The following is a 21,074-nucleotide window of genomic DNA, read 5'->3' as shown; positions in this document are numbered from 1 at the left end:
CAAAAATAAAAATTTCGCAAGAAATTTAAACTCCTCTCTCCTTTCTCCTCCCTCCTTTTTCTACGAAGCTATATTTTTCAATGTTACAAACTGCCCACTGCCCACTGTTGACTGCTCACTCCTCCTATCTTACTTCACAAACTTCACAACATACACTTCCTGTCGTTGACTGATTCGCAAATAATAAATGCCATGACTGAGATAAGAAACATCGAGAGAATATTCTCTTATGGGTGGATAAAAATCGAGCGTTGCATCAAAAACAGTTTGTCCTACCGAATTATAAATAGAAAGGTCAACTCCTCTGTTGCGTGAACTGGTAACGGTCATATAAATATAATCGGAAACGGGATTGGGATATAAACTTTCCACAAATAATTCTCCGTTATTATCAACTGCACATTTAAATTTTCCAATAACACGGTAAATTTCTTTTGTAGTAGGATTGCCACAAAAAATTTCTTTCAAAAAATCTTTTGCATAATTATAAATGGTGTCTGGTGGCGCAACATCGTGTCCTGCTCCTTCTCCTGTATAAAATTGATAGATGCGCCCCTCCGCCTGATACATTTCTGTTAATTCCCAACTGCCATGTAAATAGGGATATACAAAGGGTTCATAACAAAAAAATGTTGGTCCCGAAAAATAAGGAACTATAGAATCGCAAGTGCCGTGAAAAAACATAAATGGAATTTCCCTGCGCAATAATAATTCCGGAGTTTCTATTCCGCCGGCTTCCGTTATAATTGCAACAGGATTAAAATTAGAATTTATAATATCATTTACTGCTGTATCTATACCGCCCATTTCCTCCAAAAATTCGGGTCTGTAATCTTCCTGTTCTGCATAGGTGGCAAACATCACCAAACGCGATCCTGCACTATTGCCTTCTAATATTATATAATTCGTATCAATTCCATAGGCATCAGCATTTGCTTTTAAAAAACGAAAAGCAGCACGCACATCCTGCACTGCTCTATAGGTTGCCCTGAAAAGATCTATTGTATCTCCACCACAGCCATCTTCTTCCTCTCCATTATTCCAGCCGATTCTGTAATCAATACTTGCATAAACAAATCCCGCTCTCGCATATAAATATCCAAGATCAACTGCACCCTCGCTATCCTTATCTCCACCAACCAAACCACCACCATGAACAAACATGACCAGTGGTTTTTTTATCATGGTATCTAAAGACGGTTTGGGGCGATAAATATCCAGGTGCAGATTTTGATCGTTGCCTAAATTATTAATAGCATGACCATATTCAATATTTGTAATTATTTCTACGTCGAGAGAATCAAATATCAATTGATCGAATCTTTCGATGTCGCAATAATTTTGCGAGGAGACAATTCTTATAAAAAATAAAAAAATAATTAACCCAAAAAAATGCTTCATGCAGAATTAATTGCTAAAAAATATTTACAAATTTACGGTTTTTAAAACAAACTGTCTTCCGCCCATGCTGATTTATCAGGAAAATCGGTGGTATAATGCAATCCGCGGCTTTCTTTTCGGGCAGCTGCTCCGCGTGTTATCAAAAATCCGACGGTAATTAAATTGCGCAATTCACATAATTGGGGAGAAATTGTTGTTGTTTCATACATGTTTTCTGTTTCTGTATACAATAAATGTAATCTGTTCATTGCGCGTTCAAGTCGTTCGTTACCGCGCACAATACCAACATAATTTGTCATCACTTCTTTTAATTCACGGATACTCTGCGTTATCATAACCATCTCCTTGGGATCATTTGTCCCTAATGCATTCCAGTCGGGAATATTTTCCTGTAGTTCGAGTGAATTTATTTTTTCCGCGGCATCAAGATAAATTCTATGCGCAAAAACTAAAGCCTCCAATAGTGAATTACTCGCCAATCTGTTTGCACCGTGCAATCCGGTTGAGCTGCATTCGCCACATGCATATAAATTCTTTATGGAAGAAATTCCATTTTTATCTACCATAATTCCTCCACACATATAATGCGCAGCCGGTGCTACAGGAATAAAATCTTTTTCAATATTAATTCCGATTGACAAACATTTTTCAAAAATATTCGGAAAGTGATCGTGTATTTCTTCCTTACTTATTTTTGTACAATCGAGAAATACAAAATCATCACCGCGAATTTTCATTTCATTATCTATGGCGCGGGCAACAATATCTCTTGGTGCCAAAGAACCTCTTTCATCGTACTTCTGCATAAATTCTTTTCCATCCAATGTTTTTAATACCGCTCCTGCTCCACGAATGGCTTCTGTAATTAAAAATGATGGAGAAACTCCTGCCTGATATAAAGAAGTTGGATGAAATTGCACAAATTCCATATTTGCAACCCTTCCTTTTGCGCGATAAACCATCGCCATTCCATCTCCTGTTGCAATAAGCGGATTAGTGGTATTTTTATATACTTGTCCGGCGCCACCACTTGCCATCAGGGTAATTTTCGAAATTATTTTTTCTATCGTTTTATTTTTTTTATTTAAAACATAAACACCAAAACAGCTGATGTCAGGAGTATGTCTTGTCACAATTCTCCCCTGATGATGTTGCGTGATAATATCAATAACAAAATGATGAATTAATATTTCAATATTGGGAAGTGCATTTGCTTCTTCTATGAGCGTTTTTTCAATTTCTTTTCCGGTAATATCCTTGTGATGTAAAACACGAAATTCGCTGTGACCACCTTCTTTGCCCAATGAATATTCGCCGGTTTTTGTTTTGTCGAAATCTGTTCCCCAATTAATGATCTCCCGCACGCGTTCCGGACCCTCCTTTACCACAATTTCCACTATCTCCCGATTGCACAACCCGTCGCCGGCTATCATGGTATCCTCTATATGTTTGTCAAATGAATCCTTTTCAAAATCCCAAACGGCAGCAATACCGCCCTGTGCATATTTGGTATTGGTTTCCTCTTCTTCTGCCTTGGTAATAATGATCACCTTTTTATCCGGAAAACGTTTTGCTGTTTTAAGTGCAAATGTCAATCCAGCAATTCCGGAGCCTATTACCAAAAAATCTGTTTTATACATTCTGCTAAGGTAAAGCTGTTTGGCGGATTTTATTTAATTTTAGTATTGATAAAAGCAATAAAATGACACAAAGTGAATGGACAAAGAGGACATTTAACTTCGATTTTCCAGAAGAATTGTTTCCTGTTATTATTTCAAGATTAAAAGGTGCATATCCAAGAATTGTTGATCTTACCCAAAACTGCAGCGACCAAATTTTATCCCATCAAATAAATAACAAGTGGAGTATCAAACAACAAATAGGTCATCTTACTGATCTTGAAGAATTACATACGGCTCGCATAAATGATTTTAAAAATAATGCTAAGATCTTAAGTGCCTGGGATGGAACCAATAAAAAAACATTTGAAGCTGATCACAATAATAAAAGTATTAAAATATTATTGGAGGAATTTAAATCTGTTCGTGATCATTTTATTCAGGAACTTTTAACTTTTTCAGCTTCCGAATTAATTAAAACTTCTCTTCATCCCCGTTTACAAAAACAAATGCGTATTGTTGATATGGCTTTTTTTGTTGCAGAACACGATGATCATCACATCGCAAAAATGTGGGAGATAATTGTTTGGAATAAAAATCAGATTTAATTATTCTGCTTGTTTCTCTCTGTATTCAAAAGTTGCTTCAAGTGCTTCATAATATTCCTTGCCATATTTTCTTATGAGGGCGGATTTTACAAAACGAAATACCGGCACACCTAATTCTTTTCCATTTTTACATGCCGGCTTACAAATATTCCAGCGCTCATAATTTAAAGCATCAAACTCTCCAACTTTGGTAATACGTATAGGATATAAATGACAACTCACCGGTTTTTGCCATTTTATTTTTTTGTCGTTATATGCTTTTTCAATTCCACAAAGCGCAATTCCCTTTTCCCAAATAGTATAGGCACAAGGACCATTTTTCATGAGGGGCGTTTTCAAAACACCTTCGTCGTTGGTGATATAATATCCCTGTTGTTCAATTGCTTTGATACCATCCTTGGTAAGATACTCTTTTACAGCAGGATAAACCTTTTCCAACATTTTCCTCTCATTCTTATCTACAAATGCTCCTTCATCACCTTCTACACAACACGCTCCATGACAAGCACTTAGATTGCATACAAACTCTTTGTCCAAAATGTCTTCACTTACTAATGTTTGTTGGATGATTATCATAGGGTAAAGGTACGGAAGTTTATTAATTTTTGATCGGCAAAGAGGTTTTACTTTTATTTTCTGAATATGTTTCCGGGGTATAGGTTACTCTGGCAAAATTTTTTGTTAGCAATTCTGTTTCCACCACTTTGCCCCCTTCAAATTTTAATATCTTTTCACGCCATATCTCATTTTTGCGAAAGAATTTATCTTCCATTTTTATAAATTCATGGTCTTTTTCAAAAACGTGGTAGGCATAATCAAGTTCGTTGTTGATGCGCAATTCCCCTTCGAGACATTTATCGGTAAACCACAAATTAATTTGAAAAGTATGTATCGTCTTATTTGTAAATTGATAATCGCGATAATTATAAAAAACAGTAGCGCCGCTGCCAAAAGGCAATACTCTTCCATCATCGGGAAAAGGGTCAAAGGAATGATGGTATCGTTCTATCACCGTAAGTGGACTATGCATCACTAACCAGTGAATCAGATTGGAGATCTGGCAAATTCCACCGCCAATACCCGCTCTGGCCTCGCCGAAAGTTAATTCCATACCCAGCAAATAACCCTTTCTTTTTGTTGGTAATCCCACTAATTTACAAAAGGAAAATGTTTCACCGGGTCTGATAATTATACCATTAATTTTTTCTGAAGCGATCTTTAAATTTGTTACTTTATTTATCTGTAATTGTTTATCACTTTCCCCCAATTTTTTTAATAAAACCGATTGATGTTTTTTAATTCTGTTTTCAAGTTTCTCAACAGATCTTTTTCCTGCATATTTTTTATTATCAAAACACCAATAATAATATCGCACACTTCTCCTCATCCATACTGCAATGAAATATAAAAAGGGATGCCGTTGACTGAGTAATTTGCGTTGTTTCATGTTGGTCAAATGTAAGGGAAAAAAGGAGAAAGGAGGGGGCAGTAATCAGTGGGCAGTAGCAGTGGGCAGTTAGCAGTGTGCAGTAGCAGTAGGCAGTAGCAGTGGGCAGTTAGAAGCATTGATAAATATAGCTCCGTAGAAAAAGGAGAAAGGAGAGAGGAGAAAGGAGTTTAAATTTCTGGCGAAATTTTACTAGATCCCACAAACTGTTTTCCTGATACTTGATTCCTGATACCTGATACCTGATACACCTAAAAAGGAGTTTAAATTTCTTGCGAAATTTTTGTGTTGACCCGCGAGTAAGACCCTCGTTCTGAGCGAGAGCCTCATTCGGTCCGATGTTACCACGGACTAAAGTCCGTTGTTACAAGATCGGTCATCCCTTCGGGATTATGGATCACATCTATCATATTATTATTACTAATTAAATTTATATTATCTAATTTTTTTATCCTTTTTCATCCGCTTAATCAGCGTCATCCGCGCCTGTGCGCCCACTGGCGGGTTCCCCTTTTTTGATCCGTTAGTGAGACCCTCGCTAGGAGCGAGAGCCTCACTATCATTTTTAGAAATTTTACCAAATCTCACCGTTTGTTTTCCTGATACTTGATACATGATACTTAATACAATTTTGTTTTCCTATGTCAATTTCCCTTGTCCTATATCAAGTCCTGTGTCCTATGTCCTAATTCGCGCGAAGCGCCTCAGGTGCCAAGCAAAAAAATAGCAGGAACCTTCTCCATAACCGGTGGATTCTTTTTCCATTCGCCTATTGACCTTGTATTTATTTTTTCATTAACTCCTGTAAGATCACTTGCAATGCACAATTGGGTTGCATCATTACAACAATTAAAAACATCCTGTAATAATCCGTTATTTCTATATGGCGTTTCTATAAAAATTTGTGTGACTCCGCTTCTTGCTTCGGTTTCCATTTTTTTAATTTGTGTATTCCGCGCAGGTTGTTTTACTGCGATATATCCATTGAATAAAAATTTTTGTCCATTTAATCCACTGGCCATTAATGCTAATAATATGGAAGACGGACCAACTAACGGAACAACCTGTATTCCATGTTGATGACATAATTTTACCAAACTACTTCCCGGATCTGCAACGGCGGGAACACCTGATTCGCTCATTAATGCACAATCATTTCCCGTTTTTAAATAATTGATATATCCGGAAATTTCACTGTATTCGGTATTTACATTTAATGGATAAACGGGTATCTCATCAAAGGATGCAGTATATCCTGTTTTACGCAAATATCTTCTTGTGGTCTTTTCATTTTCCGCAAAAAATATTTTTATTGTTTTAGTAATTTCATGTACATAAGTAGGAATAACATGTAATGCTTCTTCACTTAAAATGGTAGGTATCAAATATAATTTTCCGTTCATAAAATTGGCCCCAAAGAGCTAAGGTACGCAAAGTTGTTTATTGATTTTTTGCAGGTGCTTATAAAAAGGAATTATTATGAGAGAATAAATGTTTACCTGAATCAATATCTTTAGGAAAAATTCAGGAACGAGGAGTGTCGAAACTAAAAAAGTCATTTTATACAAGAACGGATACTTTGTTAATTGCAAAAGAATTGCTTGGGAAGAAATTAGTCTCCAACTTTAACGGGCAACTAACTTCGGGAATTATTTGTGAAACAGAGGCATATTGCGGAAAGGATGATCGTGGATGTCATGCCTACAATGGTCGTTTTACACCCCGAACCGAAATTATGTATGCCGAAGGAGGAGTTGTTTACGTATATCTCTGTTACGGAGTGCATTATTTGTTTAATGTAATAACACATGAGAAAAACGATCCGCATGCAGTATTAATAAGGGCTATTGAACCTGTAGATGGCCTTGATTTCATACTTGAAAGAAGAAATTTGACCTCGGTAAACAATGGTATTGGTGCCGGACCGGGTTTAGTTTCCCAATGCCTCGGATTTACAACAAATGATACCGGTATATCGTTATTGGAAAATACCATTTGGATAGAAGATGCCGAACCAATTGCCAATAAAAATATTATTTCCAGTGCGCGTGTCGGTATGAATTTCGACGGCCCCTATAAATTAATACCATGGCGTTTCAGAATTAAAAATTCACCATTTACCTCCAAAGCAAAATAAAGTGGCTTTTAATAAAAATCTCACACTGGTATTATTAAAAACTTCAGAAGGAAAATTTTTATTTAAACCTTTTGGATATCACAAATTTTTGTTGGCGGTCTTCGGATTTTTTTTAAACGGAAGCAGTGGACTATTAATAGGATTTATAATTGGTTGTTTTTTCGACGGACAATTTGTTCCAAAAACTCAACAACCAAAAGCAGTGGATCAGCGATTGAATTTTTTAATGTTGGCCGCATTTATAATTCAAACCATAGGACTGCAAAATTCTTTTTCCGATTCCACGCTTAGCAGTCGTTTGGTAACACAATTCGGAGAACCATATATACAAAACAGGTTAAATTTCTTTCGCGAATTATTGCGTCAGCGCATTCAGGTGGAAGCGATCTGCGATCACGTGCGTGTGGAAGCCAAACGGGAAGATAAGATAAACCTGATCGAATTTTTATTTGCTATTTCATCCCATCCGCAAATTGATACTATCAAATTGCGACGCAGTATAAATTATGTTGCTGCACATATTGAACTTGAGGAAGAAAAAGTGCAACAATTATTTGAACAATTTTATAATAAAAAAAGAGAATCAACTTACACAAACTATACAAGTCAAACATCCAATAAAAAAACAAATATTTACTCCGTATTTAATTTAACATCCGACTGCACAGAAAAACAATTAAAAAAAGCCTATCATCTATTAGCAAAAAAATATCATCCCGATTCAAATCCGCACGCAAGTCTTGCCGATCAAAAAATAATGCAGGAAAAGTTAAGGGTGGTGATTGAGAAGTATGAGATGATAAAGGAAGAGAGAGGGTGGAAGTAGCGGGCAGTGGTAGTTGGCAGTGGACAGTGGCAGTGGACAGTTTGTATCATTGGAGAATTTTCCTTTGAATTAAAATGGGATGAATAATAAATAATAATCAAAAAATATAAAACATTAATCGGATCGATAACCCGAATGATTTTCCTCCGAAGTGAACGTTCAATAATAACGATAACTTACTCCCCTATGGGGTAGGGGGCCCGAATGATTTTGCTCCGAATGGAATCTTGAAATTTAATATCGAATAAAGAACAAGGAATAAAGAACATTAATCGGATCGACAACCCAAATGATTTTCCTCCGAAGTGAACATTCAATAATAACGATAACTTACTCCCCTATGGGGTAGGGGGCCCAAATGATTTTCCTCCGAATGGAACGTTCAATAATAACGAAAACTTACTCCCCTATGGGGTAGGGGCCCCGAATGATTTTGCTCCGAATGGAACTAAAATTTAATATCGAATAATGAACAAGGAATAAAGAACATTAATCGGATCGACAACCCGAATGATTTTCCTCCGAAGTGAACATTCAATAATAACGAAAACTTACTCCCCTATAGGGGTAGGGGGCCCAAATGATTTTGCTCCGAATGGAATCTTGAAATTTAATATCGAATAAAGAACAAGGAATAAAGAACATTAATCGGAAAGACTTCCCGGAAAATTTTCCTCCGAATTAAACCTTGATGAATAATAAATAATAATCAAAAAATAAAAAACATTAATCGGATCGACAACCCAAATGATTTTCCTCCGAAGTGAACATTCAATAATAACGATAACTTACTCCCCTATGGGGTAGGGGGCCCAAATGATTTTCCTCCGAATTGAACTGAAAATTAATATTGAATAAAGAACAAGGAATAAAGAACATTAATCGGAAAGACTACCCAGAAGAATATAGCTCCGAATTAAACCTTGATGAATAAAAAATAATAATCAAAAAATAAAAAACATTAATCGGATAGTCTACCCGAAATATATTCCTCCGCAGTAAACCATGACTTTAATTGAACTACCTGCTTAGAGCCAAGAAGTTAATCATAATCCCCAACTCGGATTTATCTAAATACTAAATACTATATACTAAATACTCCTAACGAAAAAACCCCCGATTCCATTTGCCTTGCGACAAACTTTACCGGGGGATCCCCATGAAAACACTAATTTTTTGAGTTGCTTGATTTAACCCTTAGCTCCTCAATATTTTTTACTGTGCAAGATACGCTTTTAATGCTTTATTTCTCGTACTGGAACGCAATTTATTTATTGCATTATCTTTTATCTGACGAACGCGTTCACGCGTTAATCCAAATTCTTCCCCGATATCTTCCAGCGTCATTGCATATGGAACACCAATTCCGAAAAAAAGTTTGATAACGTCTCTTTCTCTTTCAGTTAATGTTGCAAGAGTGCGTTCTGTTTCTACTTTTAAGGAGTGACTGTAATCCAGTTTTTCATCCGTTCTTTCGGTATCTCTGTTTTCCAAAACGTCGAGCAATGAACTGTTCTCACCATCATCAAAAGGAGCATCCACACTCACGTGGCGGCTCGAAACGCTTAAGGTATTTTTAATTTCTTCCGGAGCTAATTCCAAAACTTCAGCTAACTCATCAGAAGTTGGTTCACGTTCAAATTTTTGTTCCAATTCCGAAAAGGCTCTGTTGATCTTACTTAATGAGCCAACTTTGTTCAAAGGCAAACGAACCAAACGGCTTTGTTCTGCCAATGCCTGCATGATACTCTGACGAATCCACCAAACAGCATATGAAATGAATTTGAAACCTTTTGTTTCATCAAATTTCTGAGCCGCTTTTACCAGACCCACATTTCCTTCATTGATCAAATCGTTCAGCGATAAACCGTTGTGCTGATACTGTTTTGCAACAGATACCACAAATCGAAGGTTGGCTTTCACCAATTTCTCCAATGCCATCTGATCGCCTTGTTTGATCTTCTGCGCAAGTGTTACTTCCTCCTCCGCTGTAACCAGATCCACTTTACCAATTTCCTGTAAATACTTCTCCAGCGATTCGCTTTCGCGGTTGGTGATCGATTTCGTTATCTTTAGCTGACGCATTTTTAAATAACCTTTTTTAATTTGTGAATATAAAGGTGTGTTTTTAAGAACGAAGATGTGCTTAAAAAGTTTCCCCTAAAATGAAAAAATTTTAAAGGCGAGTGCAAAGTTACACAGATTTTTAGTAGGAATCAAGAGCCTTTTGAAAGAATATGACAGTTTCCCGCAATAAGATTTACTTCCATTTAACCCCTAAATGAGCGGTAAAATGGCTAATTTTGGGTTACATTCCTTCCGTATGAGACAAAAACTCCTCCTCATTTGCCTGCTTAGCCTCTTTTTTTGCCCCCAGAGCCGCGCACAGGTATATTATGAGGGTTCAGGCTGGACTCAATTCGGAGAACTTACCTATACCGCCCTTGGCTGGAGCATGAGCAATGCCGGAGATGTGAACGGCGATGGATACGATGATATGATCATTACTGCAATCGATTATTCCAATCCAGAGGAAACCAATGGTGAAGAAGGAAAGGTATACCTCTATTACGGCTCTCCCACTGGCCTGGAAGCAGAACCAGCCTGGCAATTTGAATCAGATAACGATAGTTCTGTTTTGGGATTTTCCTCCGATGGTGGCGACCTGAATGGCGATGGCTACAGCGATATTGCCGTAGGTTGTCTTCAATGGAGCAACGGTGAATACAATGAAGGCAGTGTTTTTCTGTGGTATGGCTCTCCAACCGGATTGAGTTTAGGAGGTCCCGATTGGACCATTGAATATGATCAGGTTTTTGCCCTGCTCGGTAGTGGGGTTGCTTTGGGGGGAGATATAAATAACGATGGATTTAACGATCTCTTCATTTCCGCTAAAATGTGGGATGAACCGGAGCTTGAGGAAGGAAAAACCTGGCTCTATTGGGGTTCTGCCTCCGGTCCAGTTGAATCGGGTTGGAGTTGGCAGGCTGATCAGGAAGGTGCTATTTCTGGTTTTCCCGTTAATTATGCCGGCGATGTGAACAGCGATGGGTTTGATGATGTAATTATTGGTGCAAATCAGTACAATTTCGACGATATTGATGATGGATTGGCTGTTACCTTTTACGGTTCGGCGACAGGTTTGAACGAAACCCCTGACTGGATGATGAGCAGCGGGCAAAAAAAATGCAATTTCGGGCATTGGGTGGATGGAGCCGGCGATGTGAACGGAGATGGTTACGACGACGTGGTGGTAGCTGCACTTTTATACGAAAGCGACACCGCAACCGGAAATGAAGGTCGCATTTTTGTTTATCACGGCTCCGCCGATGGTTTGGAAACAGAAGTCGCCTGGTTTGCGGAAATAAATCAGAATCAGGCGCAATTCGGATATAGCTGTGCTGGTGCAGGAGATATAAATAATGATGGTTATGCCGATGTAATTGGCGGATCTAAATATTGGGACAATGGTTCATTGGATGAGGGTGGTGCTTTTGTTTATTTCGGAGGTCCTGATGGTTTGGAATCAAATTATTGCTGGAGCGGTGAAGGCGATCAGGATAATGGATATTATGGACGACACGTTGGAGGAAATGCAGATTTTAATAATGATGGTTACAGCGATTTTATGGTGGGTGCTTATCGATATACAGAAATTTTAGAGGCTGATGGAAAAGGATTTGTTTATTACGGTGCAGCACGCGAATCTGATTTTCATTTTGAGGATGATACTTTTTGTATTGAAGAAGAAAATCCATTTCCAATAATTGATGGATTAAGCGGAGGATTATTTTATTCTGATGCTGCAATTATAAATGCAGTTACCGGTGAAATTAATTTAATTGCAAGCGGCGCCGGAGAATTTATTATTCAATATACAGCTCCCGGAACTTGTACAGTTTCTCGTAAAATATGGATAGAAGATAATAGTGATATTAATGTTTTTGAATTTATAGAAGATACATTTTGTATTGATGATGTGAATCCTATACCCATTATTGATTTAATTATTGAAGGTGAATTTTATTCTGATGCAACAGTAAATTCTTTAACCGGCGAAATTGATCTTGCAACTTCAGGGGAAGGAAATTATTTTATTTATTTCAGCGGAATTTCAGCAGCGGGATGTATTATACTTGATTCCGCAGAAATTTCTATTCACCCTGATGTGGATGCCACATTTGAATATGCATCCACTGTTTATTACACCGATGATCCTGATCCATCACCGATAATATTTGGCGACACCGGAACATTTTCTTCTGCTCCTGACGGATTACTTTTTGCAGATCCATTTGGAACAATTGCATTGTCATTTTCTACCCCGGGTATTTATTTGATCACGCATTATTTAAGCGATAGCATATGTGAAGATGCACACGAATTTACTGTTGAAATTTTACCGGAATGCAGCGCGCCGCAAGCAATCTACATTACAGGGATAACCGATTCTTCTTTCACCGCCGAATGGCCCGGAGATGAAAACTATAATGATTACACCATCTATTTGATCTCCGGAACCGACACCACTTTTTATTCCACAAGCGATACCAGCTTCACATTTAATGATCTTGATCCGGGAACTGATTATACTGTTTTTGTAACAATAAATTGTTCCGATTCTGTTTCAGAAAATTCTATGGATAAAGATGTTACCACTGTTTTTGTTGGCGTAGAAAATAATGTTGGGGGGATAAAAATAAATGTTTATCCAAACCCTGCGAGTGATCAGTTGTTTGTAAATATAATTGGTGCAGATAATGTTTATCAGATAAATTTAATTTCAATTAATGGAAGTTTGGTTCATACAAGTTTATTGTCTACCTTTAAAGGAACATATTATTTCATTGGAACATGTTGCATCGGGAGTGTATTTTTCTTTCGTTAACTTCTGATGGGGAATCAGAAATGATAAAAGTTGTGGTTGATAAAAAGTAAATGGTCTGCCCGTCCACAGAGTTCCTTCGGTAACTCTGTGGAGAAAATCTCCAACCTATGTTTTCCCCACAGATTTGCACAGGTCTGTGGACGGCGGATAAACCCCCCCTGCACGATAACGCGAACATCACCCCAACAACTCACTCTTTCTTACAACAAGAATGCAAATTCTCATACGCCTTTGCATCTGCAGCAACTTCATCTGCATCATAACCAATATTTACGATGGCAGATTTTAATGCATCCACATTTGTTTTTTCTACATCGTATTTAACAGTAACAATTTTTGTTTCCAGATCCAATTCTGCCGATTTAACACCATCCACATTATTCACTGCTTTTTCAATGGCACTTTTACATGAGCCGCATTGCGCAGATGTTTTTATGTCCACATAGTTTTTTCCCGTTGTTGCAGTTTGGGAAAAAATATTATTTGATGCTGCGATCATTATAGTGATCACAAACAAACTAACAATTCCTTTAATACTCTTTTTCATTTTTTTATTTTTAATTGTGATAAGTAAAATTAATTAATTTAATGTAAAACTCAATCCACCATAAAACTTGCGCTCCATTATTGGTGCATAAATAACAGATGCATCAAAATCCTCTCCAAAAGGCTCATCAAAACCTAAAATAGGATGATGTTGTGTGTAATTGGTAATGTTTTCTGAACCGGCATAGATCTCCAGATTTTTGAATTTTTTGGTAATTTGTCCTAATAATAAATAATAGGGCTCCGAATATTCTCCCAAAAAATGCGCATCGTGATTTTCTGTCAGATCGGGTAATCTTGATTTGCCGTAAAATTGTGTTGTAAAATCAAAAACCCAACCGTATTTTTTTAACTCATAAGCAAAGTTTACCAATCCGCGATTTTTATTTGTTAATGGAACTTCTAATAAATCACCATTATACGTCGATTTTGCATCAATATATTTATAAGCAACACGCATATCGAAATTTGTAAATACTTCGTAATTCACTTCCCCCTGAAAAACATTGGAATACGATTGTCCATGCAAATTGCTTATATATACTGAACTATAATCACTATCAAGATCCACTACTATCTGATTTACAAATTCGGTTCTATACCCATCCAATGTAAAGGTGCCTTCATTCTTATTCAATTTAAATCCTTGCATTAACGAAACACCATAGTTCCATCCTTCTTCCGGTAAAAGATCTTCCGTAATTATTAATGTTCTGGAACTTGTGAGCACATTGCTGTTCTCTACAAATACATTTGCTACTCGGTACCCTTTTCCCACCGAACCACGAAGCGTAGTATTTGTTGTAGGATTATATTTTAAATGTAATCGCGGAGTAGTAAATATTCCATATAAATTATGATCATCCACCCGAATTCCAGCAAGCAAACTGAATTTTGTGCCGGATACAAAATGATATTCTGCAAATATTCCCGGAACATATTCAGTGCGCAAATAATTTATGGAATCAAAACTTTCAGTATAATCATCCACCATAAAACTTGCTCCTATTTTATAGCTGTTATTGGTATTGAACATAAATGATTGATAAATAAAATTTGCATTTACATATCGTTCAATTCCCGTATAATTATTTAAACCATAAAATGCATTCTGATCGTGGTAAACATAATTAACTATAGTTCCGATGGAGGTATTAGGTTTGTCAAATACAAAACCATTTTTCATAAATCCCTCAAATCGTTTTGTAGAAACACCTACACCATAGCCGTTTTCAACGCTATGCTCTTCAGAAGGATCGAATTTTACCTGTCCTCCATTGATATCGGATGCAACATATTTCACACCAAACTGCGCTTCATGTTTTTTACCGGAAAAATAATTCCATTTATTCATCACAATATAAGTCTCATTTAAAGGCATATCTAAAAATCCATCCTCGTTGTGATCCATTTTATTGTGCAACTGACTTGTATGCGTAAACAATGCAGTACTCCATTTTTCATTAAATAAATGTTTGAAATTTACGTTTGCTTCATAACGTCCGGAATTGGATCCAAATAAATTCAACAAAAATGTTTCGCCTTCCACATGAAATGGTTTCTTTATTTCCGTATTAATGGAGCCGGTTATACTTTCGTATCCATTAACCACCGAACCCGGGCCTTTGGTTATTTGAATGGATTCTATCCAAGGTCCCGGTATATAGGTCAATCCATAACTGGAAGATAAACCTCTAACCCCCGGCATATTTTCCATCATGATCTGAGAATACACTCCATCCAACCCCAATAATTTAATTGTTTTAGCACCGGTAATTGCATCACTGAATTCCGCATCAACCGAATTATTGGTCTCAAAACTTTCACTTAAATTACAACAAGCCGCTTTTAATAATTCCTTTTTATTCAGTGATTCCATATTAACAGGATTTACCGTATTAATGGAACTTGCAGAACTTTCTCCTTCAATAATAACCTGTTTTAATTCTTTCACAGGATCTAACATAATATGAAAAGATGTTTTATCCCCAACAGTAATCGTATCTGTTTCAAATCCAACATAAGTCACTTTAAATTGAATTTGCGAAGGATCGGTTTTTTCAAGAATAAATGAACCATCATCCTTTGTTGTTGTGCCGGAAGTAGAATTTAACCAAACAATATTAGCTCCCGGAAGGACTGTCATACCACCAACTTCATCCGCACTCATTACATGGCCTTTAAGTGTTTGGCTATGTGATGTGATGTAAAAGAAAACAGAAAATAAAAATAATATTATAGAATATTTCATTACAGTAAGTTTAAATAAAATAAAAGTTCATTTCTTCAGCATGTGAAAAAATGATAACTAAACTGTAATAAATTAAATAAGGAAAACCTGTTTGTTCAACAGAATATTTCTGCCGGATAAAGGTGGAGGCAGATCTTTAAATATAAATCCGCTAAAAGCAGTGGAAATATTTTCCGGTTCAGCATTAAATATTGATATAAATAATGGAATATCAGAAAATTCCAACGCTCTTTGAGTAGCGCCTGTAAAATCAAATTTAAGATAAGTGGAATTGTCGATGCAACAATTACTGCTATTTAAACCTTCCGTATCGGAAGAAGTGATAGGTTCTTTTGCGCAACAGTCCGCCATTTTTTGTGTGGAAACCGTTTCTTTTTCACTCATCAAACAGATATGAGAAAACAGCGTAAATCCTGTAGAGGCAACAAATAAAATTGCTGTCATCAGGTAGATACTCAAATTTTTCATGACCACTTTCATCAATACAAAATTAACCTTTTTACGTTTATATGACCATATATAAGTCTGGAAACCAAACAAAAGTCATCAAATTCAGGTTTATAACGTCTAACTTTACATTATAGTTTACTTTACATTCAACCAAAAAAAAGAAAGAAATATGAAATCTAAGGGCTTTCTCCTCACCATTAGCGCACTTTTTATACTTATAAGTTTCAATTCCTGCCAAAAGATCGAGGGCTGCACCGACGAAACGGCCACAAACTTTGATCCTGACGCCGAGGTAAATGTTGGATGCATATACTTCGAAACGGTTCCCGTTGAATTACATATGCATCAATACATTGGTTTAGAGGAAGTTGTGGAAGAAAGCACTTATAACCTTGGAGGTGTGGAAACCAAACTCAATTTGGTGCAATTCTACGTTTCTAATATCAAATTGGTAGATGCCGCCGGTAATGAAACTTCTGCAGAAGGAGTTTATTTGCTAATGTCACCCGATGAAGAGGAATATTCCATAGGAAACTTTCCCGCCGGGGAATACACAAAGGTCATGTTCGACGTAGGAATAGATTCAGCTACTAATCATGCTGATCCTTCACTTTACCAAATTGGTGATCCACTGGGAGCACAATTTCCGAATATGCATTGGGGATGGAGTTTCGGGTACATTTTTGTGAGAATTGATGGAGAAGCTGATATAAATGGTGATGGAACTCCTGATAATCCGGATGGATTATTTGAAATGCACCTTGGTGGAGATCATTATGTAGCAACTATCGAAATTGATCTTCCTGTTACCATAGGCGCAGAAAATGAAAATATTTTACATCTCGCCGCTCATTGGGATACCTTTTTCAACGGCGTAGATCTTGCAACTGATAATACCACGCATACAACCGATAATGAAGATCTTGCAAATATTATATATGGAAATGTATTCGATATGTTTTCTCCGGAGGATTAATACATGAAGAATAACAAAACATATTATATATGTTTTATTGCGGTAATATTAATATCCATATTTTCCTGTTCGGTGGATCATGAAATTGATCCACAGGAAGAAAAATATGTTTTAATTATACCGCCTGGTTTTCCTTATCCTGATATTCCTGCAGATAATCCATTAACCCAGGCGAAGATAGCCCTTGGAAAAAAATTATTCTACGATTCTGCTCTTTCGGTAGATTCAACAATTTCCTGTGGAAGTTGCCACAATGCAGAACTCGCTTTTAGTGATGATGTAACTATCAGTGAAGGTGTTTTCGGGCGACTTGGATTTCGCAATTCACCTAGTTTGGCAAATGTTGTTTATTATCCCGTCATGTTAAAAGACGGGGGAAATCCAACATTGGAAACACAACCTTATGTTCCTTTGGAGGATCATTTTGAAATGGGTTTTAATATGGTATTATTGGTGAACAGATTAAATGAAGATGCAGAATATGTTGCTGAATTTAAAACAGTTTTTGGCAACGCTCCTGATCCATTTGGAATTACACGTGCACTCGCTGCATTTGAACGAACATTAATAAGCGGAAATTCGCCTTATGATAAATATACCTATCAGGGAAAAACTACTGCATTAACTACTTCACAAAAAGCGGGGATGGAACTTTTTTCAGTCCGGAACTCAATTGCAGCAGCTGTCACGGAGGTTTTTTGTTAACGGATAATAGCTTTCAAAACAACGGATATTTTTCCGATTACAGTGCTGATTCCGGCAGAGCAAGAATTACACTTTTACAGGAAGATGTGGGAAAATTTCGTGTCCCCACATTGCGCAATATCAATTTAACAGCACCCTATATGCACGATGGTTCTGTGCCAACTTTGGAGGATGTAATTGATCAGTATATGTTGGGAGGAAGTGGTCATGTAAATCAGAGTGAATTAATAAAATCATTTAATTTAACAGAATTGGAAAAAAGTGATCTTATTAATTTTTTAAGTGCGCTTACGGATGAAGAATTTATTTCAAACAGTGATTTTAAATAACCAATAATTAATATAATTAATTAATAAAATAATTCTATTTAACTGGAATTAAAATCATGAAATCAAATAATAATCGGTTAATTATATTATTTCTTTTAGGATTGTTTTTCTTTTTTACACGATGTGAAATGGATCCTGAAATAATTGATGAACCACAAGCTTTAGTTTATGATCCCACTCCCTATGTAGTGAGTACTGTTTTCGGAATTCCTCCTTTTCCCTTATTAAACCAAAATCCATTAACAATTAAAGGTGTGGCTTTGGGTAGGAAGTTATTTTACGATCCGATATTATCTGCAGATAGTACTTTATCTTGTTCCGGTTGTCATAGTCTTACACATGCCTTTTCCGATTCAACACAATTCAGTATTGGAATAGATGGTTTTCCCGGCAAAAGAAATACAATGCCGATTTTTAATTTAGGATATTCACCATATGATATAGGTTTTTTCTGGGATGGCAGGGCAACAACTTTAGAAGATCAGGTTATAATGCCAATACAAGATCCATTGGAAATGCATGAAATAATGCCCAACGTTATTACCAAACTGTCCCGAAGTGAATATTATCCTGATCTGTTTTATGAAGCTTTTGGAATTCATGAAATAACAGTAGAAAATGTTGCCAATGCACTAGCCCAATTTACAAAATCCATCGTTTCCGGAAATTCACGTTTTGATAGTGCAATGAATGTTCCCGGGTTTTACCTTGAACAAGATGAGGTAGATGGGTCAATTTTATTTGATGCATTGGATGGAGGCGATTGTTTGCATTGTCATGGAATTAACGGTGGCTTATTTACAGATTATCAATATAGAAATAATGGGTTGGACCCTGTTTTTAGATTTGTAGATTTTGTAGATCCGGGATTAGGTGCCATAACAGGCGATACACTTGATTACGGGAAATTCAAAACTCCTTCACTGCGCAATATTGCCCTTACAGCACCCTATATGCATGATGGCCGGTTTGCAACACTAGAAGAAGTGCTTGATTTTTATAGTGAGGGTGTTAATGCCACACCTTTCACCGATAATTTTATGCAGTATGCATATCAAGGTGGAGTGCAATTAACTGCTGATGAAAAAGCAAAGATCATCGCTTTTCTAAAATCACTTACAGATGAGGGATTTAAAAATAATACGGAGTATCAAAACCCTTTTGAAGAATAATTTGTTCTTTATACCACTGAATCAAGGATATTACCGGATTGTAATTTTAGATTTGTTCTGTTTTTATAAATTTCGGTTAAACAATTATGAATAATAAAGTCACAATATTAACCTGTTGCTTCCTTTTCGGAATAATAATCTTATTCTCCCAATGTGATATTGATCCGGAAATTACAGATGAAGAGCCGCCGGGCGACGGCTGGGTATATGATCCAACCCCATATAATGTTGTACCCGTTGGTGGAATTCCTCCTTTTCCATATCCTGTAATTAATCCCTTAACTGCAAAAGGAGTTGAATTGGGAAGGAAATTATTTTATGATCCTATTTTATCCGGCGACAGCACCCAATCCTGTTCAAGTTGCCATAGTGTGAATCACGCATTTTCTGATACTATACAATTTAGTATTGGAATTGATGGTCTCCCCGGAAAAAGAAATGCAATGCCGATTTATAATTTGGGTTATTCTCCTTTTGATAATGGTTTTTTCTGGGATGGACGTGCAATTACCTTGGAAGATCAGGCAATAAAACCGATTCAGGATCCTGTGGAAATGCATGAAATAATGCCGAATGTAATTATGAAATTAAGCAGAAGCAATTTTTATCCTGAAATGTTTTACGAAGCATTTGCTGTAGAAGAAATTACGAATGATGATATTGCAAATGCAATTGCACAATTTATTAAATCCATTGTATCAGGTAATTCACGTTACGATAAAGCAGCAGCAGGAGAATTATTTTTAACCGATCAGGAAGTGCAGGGTTTCGAATTATTTAATGCCCTGGATGGAGGAGATTGTTTTCACTGTCATGGAATTAATGCTGGTTTATTCACCGATTTTCAATATCGCAACAATGGACTCGATTCTGTAGTGAGTTTTGTTGATTTTTTAGATGCCGGTTTAGGCGCTGTAACAGGAGATACTCTTGATTATGGAAAATTTAAAACACCTTCTCTTCGAAATATTGAATTAACTGCACCTTACATGCACGATGGTCGTTTCGCAACACTGGAAGAAGTGCTTGATCATTACAGCGAAGATGTAAAAGACACACCCTTCACCGATAATTTTATGCAATTCGCATTTCAAGGCGGCGTTCAATTAACCGCGGATGAAAAAGCTGCGATTATTGCATTTCTAAAAACACTTACCGACGAAGGATTTAAAAATAATCCGGAATATCAGAATCCGTTTGAGGAATAAGGAGTGGGCAGTAAACAGTGGGCAGTGGGCAGTGGGCAGTTTGTAACACTGATAAATATAGCTCCGTAGAAAACTATTTTTTACATTTTAATTGCATTCAAATAAGGAGTGAGGAGAAAGGAGAGAGGAGTTTAAATTTCTTGCGAAATTTTACAATCAGATGCCGTGGTTTGGTGTTTCTCACCAGTCACAGTAGGGAGAGATGAAAGTATAATTTACTAGTTGACGTCCTTAATCGATTAATGCTATAATGAAGTTTATCCTCCGAATTGCGGTTGGTGAAAAACAATAAACCGCGGCAGAGGGAGGAGAAAGGAGAGAGGAGTAAGGAGTTTAAATTTCTTGCGAAATTTTACTAAATCCCACCGTTTGTTTTCCTATGTCCTACTTCCTATGTCTTATGTCCTATTTTTATCCTTTTTAAATCCGCCCAATCCGCGTTATCCGCGCCTGCCTCCTGACCGCGTCAGGCAGGTTCCTATTTTTCTCCACCGTTTGTTTACCTATGTCC

18 protein-coding genes are annotated in these 21,074 nt (G+C 36.7%); 9 read left to right on the top strand and 9 right to left on the bottom strand.

The window, feature by feature from the left end:
• Positions 1 to 129: 129 nt before the first annotated feature.
• Both IPI31_04090 and nadB read right to left on the bottom strand, forming a co-directional pair.
• Positions 130 to 1,401: a carboxylesterase family protein gene (locus IPI31_04090; protein MBK7566984.1), complete on the bottom strand. Its 1,272-nt coding sequence runs from the start codon at positions 1,399 to 1,401 to the stop codon at positions 130 to 132.
• Positions 1,402 to 1,442: 41 nt separating this feature from the next.
• Complete coding sequence (nadB, locus tag IPI31_04085) at positions 1,443 to 3,041, bottom strand: L-aspartate oxidase (GenBank protein MBK7566983.1); 1,599 nt, start codon at positions 3,039 to 3,041, stop codon at positions 1,443 to 1,445.
• A 62-nt stretch (positions 3,042 to 3,103) separates the two neighbouring features.
• Here nadB and IPI31_04080 point away from each other — a divergent pair, with 62 nt between their 5' ends.
• Positions 3,104 to 3,628 carry a DinB family protein gene (locus IPI31_04080; protein MBK7566982.1) on the top strand — a complete coding sequence of 175 codons (525 nt, stop codon included), beginning with the start codon at positions 3,104 to 3,106 and terminating at the stop codon, positions 3,626 to 3,628.
• Here IPI31_04080 and IPI31_04075 read toward each other — a convergent pair whose 3' ends face one another.
• From IPI31_04075 to IPI31_04065, 3 genes are all read right to left on the bottom strand, one after another.
• Positions 3,629 to 4,204 carry a DUF3109 family protein gene (locus tag IPI31_04075; protein MBK7566981.1) on the bottom strand — a complete coding sequence of 192 codons (576 nt, stop codon included), beginning with the start codon at positions 4,202 to 4,204 and terminating at the stop codon, positions 3,629 to 3,631.
• Between the two features lie 22 nt (positions 4,205 to 4,226).
• Positions 4,227 to 5,075: a VanW family protein gene (locus IPI31_04070; GenBank protein MBK7566980.1), complete on the bottom strand. Its 849-nt coding sequence runs from the start codon at positions 5,073 to 5,075 to the stop codon at positions 4,227 to 4,229.
• A 704-nt stretch (positions 5,076 to 5,779) separates the two neighbouring features.
• Positions 5,780 to 6,478: an SAM-dependent methyltransferase gene (locus IPI31_04065; GenBank protein ID MBK7566979.1), complete on the bottom strand. Its 699-nt coding sequence runs from the start codon at positions 6,476 to 6,478 to the stop codon at positions 5,780 to 5,782.
• Between the two features lie 134 nt (positions 6,479 to 6,612).
• On the opposite strand from IPI31_04065, the gene IPI31_04060 reads away from it, so the two are divergent.
• Positions 6,613 to 7,212 carry a DNA-3-methyladenine glycosylase gene (locus IPI31_04060; protein ID MBK7566978.1) on the top strand — a complete coding sequence of 200 codons (600 nt, stop codon included), beginning with the start codon at positions 6,613 to 6,615 and terminating at the stop codon, positions 7,210 to 7,212.
• A gap of 1 nt (position 7,213) precedes the next feature.
• On the top strand, positions 7,214 to 8,038 hold the full coding sequence (locus tag IPI31_04055; GenBank protein MBK7566977.1) for a DnaJ domain-containing protein: 825 nt from the start codon (positions 7,214 to 7,216) through the stop codon (positions 8,036 to 8,038).
• Positions 8,039 to 9,253: 1,215 nt separating this feature from the next.
• Here IPI31_04055 and IPI31_04050 read toward each other — a convergent pair.
• On the bottom strand, positions 9,254 to 10,123 hold the full coding sequence (locus IPI31_04050) for a sigma-70 family RNA polymerase sigma factor (protein ID MBK7566976.1): 870 nt from the start codon (positions 10,121 to 10,123) through the stop codon (positions 9,254 to 9,256).
• A 238-nt stretch (positions 10,124 to 10,361) separates the two neighbouring features.
• Here IPI31_04050 and IPI31_04045 point away from each other — a divergent pair, with 238 nt between their 5' ends.
• Positions 10,362 to 12,926: an FG-GAP repeat protein gene (locus IPI31_04045; GenBank protein ID MBK7566975.1), complete on the top strand. Its 2,565-nt coding sequence runs from the start codon at positions 10,362 to 10,364 to the stop codon at positions 12,924 to 12,926.
• Positions 12,927 to 13,116: 190 nt separating this feature from the next.
• Here the strand turns inward: IPI31_04045 and IPI31_04040 are convergent, their stop codons facing one another.
• The 3 genes from IPI31_04040 to IPI31_04030 form a co-directional block, all read right to left on the bottom strand.
• Positions 13,117 to 13,473 (bottom strand): heavy-metal-associated domain-containing protein, encoded by a 357-nt coding sequence (locus IPI31_04040; protein MBK7566974.1) that lies wholly within the window; start codon positions 13,471 to 13,473, stop codon positions 13,117 to 13,119.
• Between the two features lie 33 nt (positions 13,474 to 13,506).
• Entirely contained in the window at positions 13,507 to 15,723 is a 2,217-nt protein-coding gene (locus tag IPI31_04035) for a TonB-dependent receptor (protein ID MBK7566973.1), read from the bottom strand.
• Between the two features lie 72 nt (positions 15,724 to 15,795).
• Complete coding sequence (locus IPI31_04030) at positions 15,796 to 16,167, bottom strand: hypothetical protein (GenBank protein MBK7566972.1); 372 nt, start codon at positions 16,165 to 16,167, stop codon at positions 15,796 to 15,798.
• A gap of 175 nt (positions 16,168 to 16,342) precedes the next feature.
• On the opposite strand from IPI31_04030, the gene IPI31_04025 reads away from it, so the two are divergent.
• From IPI31_04025 to IPI31_04005, 5 genes are all read left to right on the top strand, one after another.
• Positions 16,343 to 17,149: a hypothetical protein gene (locus IPI31_04025; protein MBK7566971.1), complete on the top strand. Its 807-nt coding sequence runs from the start codon at positions 16,343 to 16,345 to the stop codon at positions 17,147 to 17,149.
• A gap of 3 nt (positions 17,150 to 17,152) precedes the next feature.
• Complete coding sequence (locus IPI31_04020; GenBank protein ID MBK7566970.1) at positions 17,153 to 17,854, top strand: cytochrome-c peroxidase; 702 nt, start codon at positions 17,153 to 17,155, stop codon at positions 17,852 to 17,854.
• Positions 17,848 to 18,183 (top strand): hypothetical protein, encoded by a 336-nt coding sequence (locus IPI31_04015; GenBank protein ID MBK7566969.1) that lies wholly within the window; start codon positions 17,848 to 17,850, stop codon positions 18,181 to 18,183. Before IPI31_04020 ends, IPI31_04015 begins: the two co-directional genes overlap by 7 nt.
• A gap of 56 nt (positions 18,184 to 18,239) precedes the next feature.
• Positions 18,240 to 19,355: a c-type cytochrome gene (locus IPI31_04010; protein ID MBK7566968.1), complete on the top strand. Its 1,116-nt coding sequence runs from the start codon at positions 18,240 to 18,242 to the stop codon at positions 19,353 to 19,355.
• Between the two features lie 86 nt (positions 19,356 to 19,441).
• Entirely contained in the window at positions 19,442 to 20,563 is a 1,122-nt protein-coding gene (locus IPI31_04005; GenBank protein ID MBK7566967.1) for a c-type cytochrome, read from the top strand.
• Positions 20,564 to 21,074: the final 511 nt, after the last annotated feature.

The organism is Bacteroidota bacterium (assembly GCA_016706865.1).
Lineage (GTDB): Bacteria > Bacteroidota > Bacteroidia > Chitinophagales > BACL12 > UBA7236.
The sequence above is the reverse complement of the archived record's forward strand: the minus strand, read 5'-3'. Positions and strand labels throughout refer to the sequence as shown.